An 11,152-nucleotide genomic window follows, 5' to 3' on the forward strand; every position below is an offset into this window, starting at 1 on the left:
TATGGCCAAACTCAATTTGCTCATTGATTTAGAACGATGCATCGGCTGCAAAAGCTGCGAGGCCGCCTGCAAACAGGTTAATGGCTTAGGCCCTTATGAATATCGTAATCGCGTCCAGTGGCTCGGTGACCCTGGAGCGCCTGAATTAGATTTCTTAACGGTCACCTGCCAGCAATGCGATCGACCGGCATGCCTGCGAGCCTGCCCAGTCTCTCCCAAGGCCATATCAAAAGATCCAGACACTGGCGTAGTCAGCGTCAATGAAGGTAGTTGCACTGGTTGTGGTGAGTGCGTAACCGCCTGTCCGTACGGTGCGATGGGCTATGACCCAGTCGGCCATCACGCCGTTAAGTGTGATCTTTGTGAGAGCCGTCGAGCGGTTGGCGATGGCCCTGCCTGTGTCAGTGTCTGTCCGACCGAAGCATTACGTTTTGGTGAACATGATGCGCTTCTAGCCGAGGCGCATAATGCTGGGCGTAAGGTGCGTGACCATGACCAATTTCTACAAGGTCCAAGAACCATCATCCTAGATCGGCTCACCCGAGAGGCAAGCACTCTACTCGAGCCCAATGAAACTGAGCCAAGTCCCGCGCAAACGCCAACAGCACCTGCTCGCAGCGATGCCATAGCGGGACGCCGCATTCCGTTGGTCCAAGACGATGCACGTCGGCGTGAGCCCCTTGCTAAAGTCCATCTACACAAACCCTACGGAAGTCCTGCTCCAAACCAAGCGCCACGGACTGAGCTAGCCGGCGCTTGTAATATTTGCTTTAACGGCTGCCCTGTTAAATATCAGTTGCAGGGCAACGAGGTCGTTGGTGTCTTTGGCAATGATGAGGATCCAATATTTGCTGGGCGCATTTGCCCTAAGTCGCAAATGACACTGCAAATGTACGCCAATGATGAGCGCTTAACTCAACCACTGCGGCGTGTTGGCCCGCGCGGCACGAACCGTTTTGAACCTGTTAGCTGGGAAACCGCACTCGATGAGATAGCTGAGCGCTTGGGGAAAGTGGCCGAGCGTTATGGGCGGGAAGCTTTAGGCATTTATTTAGGTACGCGCACCGGCGTGATGACCATCATGGGCCATGCCCGAATGTTCCAAAAGCTCTGGGGTACACCTAACATGTACACCACTCAAATACTTTGTGACGAGAGCAAAGTGGAGGCATTAAAACGCATTCAAGGCTCAACAAACCTGCCCAATATCTACACCAAAGAGGACATCGGCAGTGCCGCTCTCCACGTCTATATTGGTGATAATCAGGCTGAAACCCGACCGGTGAACTTCGGCTTGGTCAATAGCTGGCGGCTCGCACAGGGCGCCCGAATGATCACTGTCGACCCTCGCATGACCGTCACGGCAAGCAAATCGGACCGGTGGCTGCCTATTCATCCCGGCACTGATATGGCGCTAGGCCTTGCTCTTATCCATGCGATTTTTGAAGCAAATCAACAGGATGAAGCGTTTTGCAACGCATGGGTAGAAGGTTGGGAGCATTGGCGTGAGCATGTCCGCAAGCAAGGCTATAGCCCAGAATGGGCAGCGTCGATTACTGGCTTAGAAGCCAATGAAATTCGTTCATTAGCCAATGAAATTGCGAGCGCAGATGGCTGTATGCTCTACGCTAGTCGTGGCATCAATCAACATACCAATGGCACACAAACGAATCGCGTATTGATGTTCCTAGCGGCTATGACCGGTAACTGGGGCCGGCGTGGCGGTGGCTTTATGAACGTTGCCGCTGAACCGGACTGGGGTGAAATGCCCGTCCCGCCCGAGCGTATGCAAACATCAGAGCAGCCTGCCATACCGAATGGGATCCCTGGTTGGCAGCAAGCCGCCATTGAAGCATCGCCTTATCCGCTACGAGCGTTAATTACTAGCAACAATCCCGTCGGCCAATGGCCAAACGAGCAACGGACACGAGAAGCATTGATGGCTATGGACCTGGTTGTTCATATTGAGCTTTTTAAAAATGCAACATCTGCCGAGGCTGACTATGTGCTACCTGCTGCCAGTGGCATTGAAAAAGGGGGGATTACTCGACTTGCTGAGGACCGCCGCATCGGTTGGAACGAGGCAGCAATCACTCCCCCTGGGGAGGCCAAGACTGATCATTGGATCTGGATAGAGCTAGGCCGGAGATTTGGCTTTGACGATGTCCTCAGTCCTCGCTACGCCGATCCAGCCATCTTCTGGGATGAAATATTCCGAAAAGCAACGCCCGATATTGCCGGTGTCACCGTAGAGCGTCTTCGCAGTCAACCGCACCGCTGGGTCAGAGTGCCACTGCGCAATGAAGGCGATCCTGAGGCTGGAACTTTGTATTTGCCCGGGACAACGGCCGCTGGCTCGACCGAGGGCCACCGCTTCCCAACCGTTAGTGGGCGATTGGAATTCTGGACGCCCGCACAAGAGAAAGAACTCCAAGCCTTTGGCGTCTCAGCGCTTCCTGAGCATTCTAGCGATCGAGACTTAACGCCAGCGAATGGCCTAGCTCTTGATCTAGTGACCGGTCGCCCCCCAGCGCCACATTTTCATTCTTGGACCCACTACTTCTGGCAGGCACAAGAAATGTGGCCTGATCTTTATTGCCAAATCCACCCCACCCAAGCAGATTCAGCGGGCATAGCAGACGGTGATCGGGTGGCCATAGAGAACCACCAATCACGGGTAGAAGCGAGGGCTTGGGTCACTCATGGCATTCGCCCTGGCACGCTTTTTATGCCCATAGGCTGGGGCGAAAACCAACCGTGGTATGAATCCTGTTCCGTGAACCGACTGACTGGAGATAAAACCGACCCTATTGCCCATCAGAGCAATTTAAAAAGCAATCGTGTTCGGCTTATTCGACTGTAACTCAGCACGCCAATGAGACGTCTCTGACTGGCATCAGTCAACGATATTGGGTAACCAAAGCGCAATCTCGGGCAGCATAAAAATCAGCATCAATCCAAGCAATTGCAGGGCTACAAAAGGCCAAACAGACCGATACACATCACCCATGTGAACGCCCTTCGGGAGAATACCGCGTATCCAAAAGAGTACGAATCCAAACGGTGGCGTAAGATAAGCCATCTGTATGTTCACGATGAACAACACCCCAAACCAGATTTTATTGATCTCTAATATCTCAATAATGGGCAGAAATAATGGCGTGCAAAGCATGATAATGGCCCAGTCATCCATAACCATGCCTAAAAGTAGGATGATGAGCATCATCATCGCCAAGATCCCTGTTTCACCACCGGGCATACCAAGGACCAAGTCTGTAATAATATGTTGCATACCCAGAGTGTTGAATATGCTCAAAAATGCCGTTGCACCGATCAAAATCCATAGCCCCATACCGGCAAGGCGAGCAGTGGCTGCTAATGATTCTCGAATCACATACCAACTAAGCTGACGGTAAATAAGGTTAATAAAAACCGCTGCTGTCGCACCAAATGCCGCCGCTTCTGCCGGCGTGGCTATACCACCCCAAATCACGCCTAGGACGATGACAATCAATACAACAAACGGCCAAATTCCTAAAACGGAATTAAGTTTCTCACGCGGTGTGAATTTAAGCTCCGCAGGCAGTGGTGGCCCGAGATGAGGCTGAAACGCACAGCGCACCCCAATGTAAACCGAATAAAAGATCGCCAACATGACCCCGGGGACAACGCCGGCTAGAAATAGATCGCCGATCGACGCGTTTGCGAGCAACCCGTAGAAGATAAAAGGAACACTTGGCGGAATGAGCGCCCCTAACGCGCCGCCAGCAGCGATAGATCCAATCGCGATTCGCCGATCATAGTTGTAGCGCATCATCGATGGGTAGGCAATTTGCCCCATCGTAATCGTTGCTGGAGGCGTAATACCGGTTACCGCCGCAAAAATGGTACAAACCTGAACCGTGCCAATCGCCAATCCACCAGCGATGTGTCCGATCAACTTATACACCGCATCATAAGCGGCGTCGGCGATGCCCGAGAAGCGAATGAGATTACCCATTAGCAAAAATAATGGCACCGTCACCAAAATAGAATTCCAAGAGGTCGAAAAGAACGCACTCGGAAGTGTCATCAGCGCCCGAGGCTCAAGCAGCAAGGCAAAGATTGCCGCCGTCCCGCCAAGGCCCAGCGCTACCGGAAGACCAAGAAATAATGAAATAAACAAACAGGCGAAATAAACAACCGTGAGAATTTCAACGGACATAGTGATGCCTCAACGAACTAGCCTAAAAAAAGCACCACCACAACGGCCAACTCAATAGCGGGCCCTGAACACGGCGTGCTCCATTTTACGGATTACAACAGTCGGTAAAAAATGGGGGGCAGATGCCCCCCATCGTAGCGGCAGCGATTTTACAATTTACCGTTATCGCGCATGTAACGCTCGTAAATGTCGACGCCCTCTGCGGCCAAATCAGACAAATCAGCAATGTCTGGCCAGACCTCTTCGATCGCGACTTGACGCAGCTTACCAACCTCTTCATCGGAGAGATACACCACTTCACCACCAGAATCTTCGACGGCCTGCAGAGCCTCATCGACACCATCGAGGTGCATACGACTGGTCTCGAAATAAACCTCTTCAAAAATGCCGTTTATCTGGTCTTGCTGCCACTCGGTAAGCGCATTCCAAGAATCAAGGTTCACGTAAGTCGATTGATGCTGCGCAGGGTTCCATCCTGGCATCACGGCATAGTCAATGACCTCATCAAAGGACATATTATCAACACCGCCCGTATCCCAATAGGTGCCATCAACCGTTCCCAGTCGAATCGCCGTGTAAATATCACCGGCATCCATGGAAACAGGCGTACCGCCAATAGCCTCATGGAACATTGCCTGCGGACCACCTGCACGCATCTTCCGACCTTCGAAGTCGGCTAAACCGCGGACTTCAAATGTCGTAAACATTGCGTTGGGGCCTTGGTTGGTCCAACCGGCAAAATAGAGATTACGCTGGCTAGCCGCTTCTTGAACCAGATCACCAACGCGGTAATCGTCGCCCCACATGACTTCCCAAGCTTCTTCAGGGCTTTCGGCCCCCATTGGTAAACCAAATGCCAACATGCCGGCTGGCATATCACCGCCATAAACCGTCGCCCAGCAAGCAACACCGTCTGTTACGCCAGCGGCAGCAGCACCAAACGCCTCACCCCCGCTTGTAATCGACCCGGCTGGGACAACCTCAATTTGGACACTACCTTCGGTTGCCTTTTCAACCGCGTCTGCCCATGGCAGCACGCCGCTTGCCCAACCGGCGTCTGAGTTATCAAAACAAGGCTGAATCGTCCATTCAGTAACTTCATCAGGCGGACCCGAGTCCTGTGCTGACGCCATCCCCGCGGCCAGCATTAAAGCGCTTGCGCTCATAACACTCACCGCTAGGTTTTTATTAACTAACTCTTTCCTCATTACTCCTCTCCTATTTTGCTTTTAGCACTTCGTGCGCTTCATCGCTTCCCACCGGGCGCTCAGGCCCAATGAGTGTGACGATGTCTTTTATAATCTGCCGAATAACAAATATTGTCATCAACATCGCTGAAATCGGAATAGCCGCCTTGATGGGTGCAAGCGGCATGGGAATAACCGTTGGGGTTGTCTGTTTTAAAAGCAGCGCGAGTTCTACTGCCTCTTTGCCCTTCCACATTAATACCCAAAGAAAAATCAATCCTAATCCAGCGGTCAGCAGGTCCAAAATTGCTTTGGTGCGTCGGGACAGACCGTCATAGAATACATCTAACCTGACAAATGTGCCTTCCTTAAATGCGTAGACACCGGCAGTGCAAGCAATGAGCACCATGGCAGCTTGCAGTGTCGGGCCGATCCATAACGACGCGCTATTAAGCGCATAGCGCAGAAACACGTCAACAACGCCAAGGACCATGCAATAAGTAATCAGCAGACCAGCAAGCACCCCGGTAAGGTCGGCAATGCGATCAACGCAGCGATCTAACTTCAGAAGTGCTGACAATAGAGACTCTCCTCATCAAATTATTAACATGCCCTTCTTCGAGAGCACTGCCTCACCGTATGACTAGGTTTTATAATAGTGATAGCACCAGTACAAGACTAGAGATGAGGCCAGTCACTCGATGATTGTGTGATCTCGGTACGATTGGCTCATGCATCTAGCACCGACAGACCGAGCACTCTACGCAGCATTTTCTCGCCAGCGGCTAGCTCCTGTCGGGTAATATATTCATTAGGCCGATGGGCACGTGAGATGTTACCGGGGCCGCACACGATAGCGTCAATTCCTAACGCTGCTTGAAGACAGCCCGCTTCGGTTCCGTAATCCGCTTGCTCAAACTGAGCTTCCGGTAAACACGACGATAACCAACGTATCGCGGGGCTTTGTACACTGACCGACGCACCGGGGTAGCGGCTGCTTTCATGCAGGTGAATTCGGGCATTAATACCCGATGCGCTAGCTTGAAGCTCAAGCACCGTGGCTTTCTTTTGAATTCTCGTAATTAACGCTTCTACATCGGATCCCGGCAGATAGCGAATTTCGAAATCAAAATGGCAGGATGCCGCAATGACATTGAGCGCTTGACCACCCTCAACCTGGCCCACATGAATAGAATCCCAAGGATATATCCAATGACCCGGCTGCCGCGGGATAACGGCGCAAGGCCACCCCCATATCTCCAAGTGCGACGATCAATCGGGCCGCTAAATCGACTGCATTAAGCCCGCCATCCGGATTGCTAGAATGGCCCGTTTGACCCTCAACAGACACGTTGTAGGCCACTTTGCCTTTGTGGGCAGTACAAATTTGCAAATCCGTAGGCTCACCAATCAACGCCCAATCTGGGCGCGGCCCCTGCATAACAAGCTCCTGAATGACAGCTTGCACCCCTAAACACCCGATTTCCTCGTCAGTCGTTAACAAAAGATGCACGGGCTGCGTGAGTTCACTTGCACTTAGTTGGGGCGCGATGGCGAGCATGTTCCCGACAAACCCTTTCATATCCGAGGTGCCCCGAGCGTAGAGTCACTCTCCACATCGCGTCAGCGTAAAAGGATCACTGCCCCAGTTCGATGCCGGCGCAGGCACAACATCCAGATGTCCACCAACAAGGATACCTCCTGAATGACCACCAAAACTTGCTAAAACGTTAAGTCGGTCAGCCGCGGAGGGAGTGATACGAATAGTGGCGCCAAGCCCTTCTAGCCAGTCTGCCAATGCATGCATGAGGTCGCGATTTTGCTCCCCAGACACCGTCCGGTGGGAGACCAACTCGGCAAGCCAATTTTCACTATCTTGGTCAGTCATTACCAACCTATAACATTCGGGACAACAATCGGTTGTCATTTGCTGCGGAGTATATCTACTATCTAGGACGATGAAATCTGACCAACACAGTATCATGTGGTCCAAACTACTCGAGCTTTCGCACGATAACGATGTCGGCCTGCAGCAGCAGATCCGTGAAGGCATTGTTCGCGCCATTCTCGAGAGACAATTGCGACCTGGCACGCTCTTGCCGTCTAGCCGAGAGCTTGCTCACCAATTAGGGGTAGCAAGAAACACTGTTGTCTTAGCCTACGAGCATCTCGTCGACGCACAATATCTGCTGCCGCGTGAGCGCGTCGGGTATTTTGTTAACCCCGACATGCTACCTGCACTTCCTATCACAGAGGAAAATACCAGCCCCGCTGATACTCAATCTCCGTTAACAAATTGGCATGATCGACTCGTTATTCATCCGAGCGGTCAGCGAAATATTCGCAAACCCATCGACTGGCAACACTATGAGTACCCGTTCATTTACGGCCAAATGGATCCAGAGCTCTTTCCCCTTAAGGCGCTGCGAGAATGCTTTAGAAAAGCACTCAGCCAACATGCAGGTACATCACTGGCTCGCGATTTTGTGGATGCTGATGACGTTGGATTAATAGAGCAGCTGCAATCTAAAGTTTTGCCGCGCCGGGGCGTTTGGACAGGTAGCGAGAATATACTCATCACGATGGGCGCCCAGAATGCGTTGTACATCCTTGCTGAATTGCTGATCAATGCCGAGACAAAGATTGGCATTGAAGAGCCTGGATACCCAGACGCTCGCAATATCTTTGCACTGCGCTCAGAAAATCTCATACCGCTCCCAGTGGATGAGTATGGCCTGATTGTTGGGCCGCATTTAAGCGAACTGGATTATTTGTATGTCACGCCAAGCCACCAATCTCCCACCACAGTCACCATGCCTTTGTCACGGCGGGAAGAACTCTTGCGGATTGCCAAGCAATATAAGTTCACCATTATTGAAGACGATTACGATAGCGAATTAAATTTTACCGGTGCGCCGACCCCAGCACTCAAGAGTCTTGATGAACAAGACCAAGTGCTCTATGTCGGAAGCTTATCGAAGACAATGGATCCGGGTATGCGAATCGGTTTTCTAGTAGCACCCGAGACACTCATTCATGAAGCACGAGCACTACGCCGTTTAATGCTGCGCCACCCACCCGCTAACAACCAACATGCCATCGCCTTGTTTTTATCGCTTGGCTATCACAATACCCTCGTACAGAGACTCAGCCGAGTCTATCGCGAGCGATGGGAAAAAATGGCTGAGGTGCTAGATCGATATCTGCCAGAGTTCACTCATACTCCAACCTTTGGAGGCACCTCGTTTTGGATGCATGGGCCAAAAACGCTCAATTCAAGTGAACTGGTCGCGCGGGCAGCCAAAGAAGGGATTTTCTTTGAGTCTGGCGATGTCAATTTCATGTCTCAGCCACCGCCAATGCACTTTTTCCGGCTTGGCTTTTCGGTTATCCGCACCGAGCGCATTGAACCAGGGATTCAGCGCCTTGCCAATCTAGTCCATTCCCTCTAGAGAGGATTTAGCTGGACCAGTGCGCCACCCCATCGTGGCGCTATTGTCAAAAGCTAGAAAACACTAGCCTTGAGTGTCTAATAGTATTGATTGGAGGAGCGACATGACGTCAGGCAATGACGAAAAAGTGCAAGTATTGAAAGCAGTATTCGATGCTTTTAACCGGCACGATGCCGATGCGGTCGTGGCTCATATGAGCGATGATGTTGTCTTCGAGACTATAGGCGGCGATCAAGCATATGGCGGCCGCATTGAGGGCAAACAAGCCGTTCGCGCGGCTTTTCAAAAAGTCTGGGAGACCCAGCCTGATGTGCAGTGGGCCAATGCCCAGCATTTCGCCGCGGCTGATCGCGGGGTTTCAGAGTGGACCTTTCAGGCGACTCAGCCCGATGGAACACTAATTGACGCTGACGGTTGCGATCTGTTTCGTTTCCACAACGGCAAAATTGTTGAAAAAAAGGCGTTTCGTAAACAACGCCCTCCCCAGGCCAAAGGCTAAACTTAGAGAATCAAACAATGGCAACAGCATCTAGCGACATCATTCAAACGGCGGCGGCGGCGAGAGAAGAGATTTCGCCGTATAACCCGCAGTATGACCCGCTAACACCTGAGGCCCATCCGGGTACCAATCAGGCGTATGCGCCCACCTATTGGGCCGATACCGCCGGACCAGAACCGGAGGATGATGGCCCGATAAAAGCGGATATAGACGCCGACGTCGTTATTATTGGTTCCGGGTTTACCGGGCTTGCGACTGCACTGTTTTTAGCTCGCGAACATGGGATAAAAGCCACCGTTCTGGAAGCCAATCGTGTGGCTTGGGGATGCACGAGCCGCAATGGTGGGCAAGCCCAAAACGCAGCAGGCCGGCTCAGCCGGTCGCAATGGATTAAGCGCTGGGGATTAGACACCGCCCAAGCCATGCATGAAGAAATCCTAGATGCGTTCCAGACCTTTGAATCGCTGATCGCCGATATAGACTGCGACGCGCAAGGCGGGGGCCATCTTTATGTTGCTCATCGGCAACGTGCCTTAGAGAAATTTAAAGCTGAGGCGGCGGTAATGGCTAAGCATTTCAACTATCCAGTTGAAATTTTAGACCGAGAGTCTTTGCACGAGCACTACATGCGTGAAGAAGAGGCCGTTGGTGCCATGCATGAGCCGCACGGCATTGGCGTTCACCCACTCAAACTCGCTTACGGCTATATGAAGGAGGCGCGTCGTTTAGGCGCCAAAATTCATCCGGGAAGTCCGGTAATTGAGTGGAATACGCGCAATGGAGTGCACCATTTATCAACGCCAGGTGGCGTTGTCCGTGCGCGAGCCGTTGGCGTTGCAACGGGTGGCTACACCGCACAAGGCTTGCATCCAAAGCTGCGTAACCGACAGATGCCGATTTTGTCGAATTCAATGGTCACACGTCCGCTAACCGCGGATGAAAAACAGGCCTGTAATTTCCGCACGAACGAGGTCATTACCGATAGTCGGACACTGCGTTATTACTATCGGCTGTTACCTGATGATCGGCTCCAAATTGGTAGCAGAGCCGCATTGACCGGACGTGACGCGCCTAACCCGAAACACCAGCAAATCCTGTTTGATGGGTTGCATCGGAAGTTTCCACCACTGACCAACATTGAGGTGGAATATTCATGGTGGGGCTGGGTCGATGTCAGTCACGACATGATGCCAAGAATTGCTCAGCCTGACCCAAGCCAGCAGTTCTTTTATGCACTTGGATATGGCGGTAATGGTGTTATGTACTCTGCACAGGCGGGCAAACATATGGCGGAGCGAATTGCAGGTAAAGCGCCGAAACGCACGCTGCCAATTTTTGAATCCCCATTGCCTGGACACCCGCTAGCACCGTTCCGGCGTCTCGGCCAAGCGATGTTATATCGGTGGTATCAATTCTGCGATGAGCGACCCTAGCGCATCGGTGATAGTGTGCATGGCTAAATAACATTTACAAGAGAGACAGTCATGGACGTCGGTGTAGTTGGATTGGGCGTAATGGGCTCAGCAATGGCGCGACATCTAGCGCGGGAAGGCCTGCTAAAGGCCGTATGGAATCGCACAGCATCCCGAGCGACGCCGATTGCCGAAGCGCTAGGAGTAAGCCAAGCAGCAGATCTACCCGATCTTGCGCGTCAATGTGATGTCATTATCACCTGTGTTAGTGCTGATGAAGACTTATTAGAGGTCATCGAGGCGTGAAGTGACCCCCTCCAAAACTGCACAGGTTAAAGTGCAGATGACAGGAGGGCATTATGAACGGCGAAGTACCCGTCAAACGCTGGACCGCCAAG

The 11,152-nt window shown here is 52.1% G+C and carries 10 protein-coding genes and 1 pseudogene; 5 read left to right on the forward strand and 6 right to left on the reverse strand.

The genetic code is table 11. The annotated features are described in order from the left end of the window. The first annotated feature begins 1 nt into the window (after window position 1). Window positions 2-2,863, forward strand: coding sequence for a molybdopterin-dependent oxidoreductase (locus tag GH984_RS10540; RefSeq protein ID WP_153720186.1), 2,862 nt, complete (start codon window positions 2-4; stop codon window positions 2,861-2,863). A 33-nt stretch (window positions 2,864-2,896) separates the two neighbouring features. Here GH984_RS10540 and GH984_RS10545 read toward each other — a convergent pair whose 3' ends face one another. The 6 genes and pseudogenes from GH984_RS10545 to GH984_RS10570 form a co-directional block, all read right to left on the reverse strand. Next, complete coding sequence (locus tag GH984_RS10545; protein WP_153720187.1) at window positions 2,897-4,204, reverse strand: TRAP transporter large permease; 1,308 nt, start codon at window positions 4,202-4,204, stop codon at window positions 2,897-2,899. A gap of 149 nt (window positions 4,205-4,353) precedes the next feature. Further along, a complete protein-coding gene (locus GH984_RS10550) occupies window positions 4,354-5,412 on the reverse strand; it encodes a TRAP transporter substrate-binding protein (RefSeq protein ID WP_153720188.1) in 1,059 nt (352 codons plus the stop codon). 10 nt (window positions 5,413-5,422) lie between these two features. Next, on the reverse strand, window positions 5,423-5,971 hold the full coding sequence (locus GH984_RS10555; RefSeq protein ID WP_153720189.1) for a TRAP transporter small permease subunit: 549 nt from the start codon (window positions 5,969-5,971) through the stop codon (window positions 5,423-5,425). A gap of 149 nt (window positions 5,972-6,120) precedes the next feature. Further along, window positions 6,121-6,576, reverse strand: a complete 456-nt coding sequence (locus GH984_RS10560; protein WP_172973232.1) for a peptidase dimerization domain-containing protein — start codon at window positions 6,574-6,576, stop codon at window positions 6,121-6,123. After that, window positions 6,563-6,985, reverse strand: a pseudogene (locus GH984_RS10565) (M20/M25/M40 family metallo-hydrolase); the annotation flags it as partial. The pseudogene GH984_RS10565 and the gene GH984_RS10560, both read right to left, overlap by 14 nt. Window positions 6,986-6,997: 12 nt before the next feature. Next, the gene (locus GH984_RS10570) at window positions 6,998-7,279 is read right to left on the reverse strand and encodes a hypothetical protein (RefSeq protein ID WP_153720192.1); all 282 of its coding nucleotides are present in this window, start codon (window positions 7,277-7,279) and stop codon (window positions 6,998-7,000) included. Window positions 7,280-7,373: 94 nt separating this feature from the next. Between GH984_RS10570 and pdxR the strand changes: the two genes are divergently transcribed. The 4 genes from pdxR to GH984_RS10590 all read left to right on the forward strand — a co-directional run bounded on the left by pdxR (window position 7,374) and on the right by GH984_RS10590 (window position 11,060). Next, a complete protein-coding gene (pdxR, locus tag GH984_RS10575) occupies window positions 7,374-8,843 on the forward strand; it encodes a MocR-like pyridoxine biosynthesis transcription factor PdxR (protein WP_153720196.1) in 1,470 nt (489 codons plus the stop codon). Window positions 8,844-8,946: 103 nt separating this feature from the next. Next, the gene (locus tag GH984_RS10580) at window positions 8,947-9,342 is read left to right on the forward strand and encodes a nuclear transport factor 2 family protein (protein WP_153720193.1); all 396 of its coding nucleotides are present in this window, start codon (window positions 8,947-8,949) and stop codon (window positions 9,340-9,342) included. A gap of 17 nt (window positions 9,343-9,359) precedes the next feature. Further along, window positions 9,360-10,775: an NAD(P)/FAD-dependent oxidoreductase gene (locus GH984_RS10585; RefSeq protein ID WP_153720194.1), complete on the forward strand. Its 1,416-nt coding sequence runs from the start codon at window positions 9,360-9,362 to the stop codon at window positions 10,773-10,775. Window positions 10,776-10,826: 51 nt separating this feature from the next. After that, a complete protein-coding gene (locus GH984_RS10590) occupies window positions 10,827-11,060 on the forward strand; it encodes an NAD(P)-binding domain-containing protein (RefSeq protein WP_153720195.1) in 234 nt (77 codons plus the stop codon). Window positions 11,061-11,152: the final 92 nt, after the last annotated feature.

The sequence above is a fragment of the Spiribacter salilacus genome (assembly GCF_009649225.1).
Lineage (GTDB): Bacteria > Pseudomonadota > Gammaproteobacteria > Nitrococcales > Nitrococcaceae > Spiribacter > Spiribacter salilacus.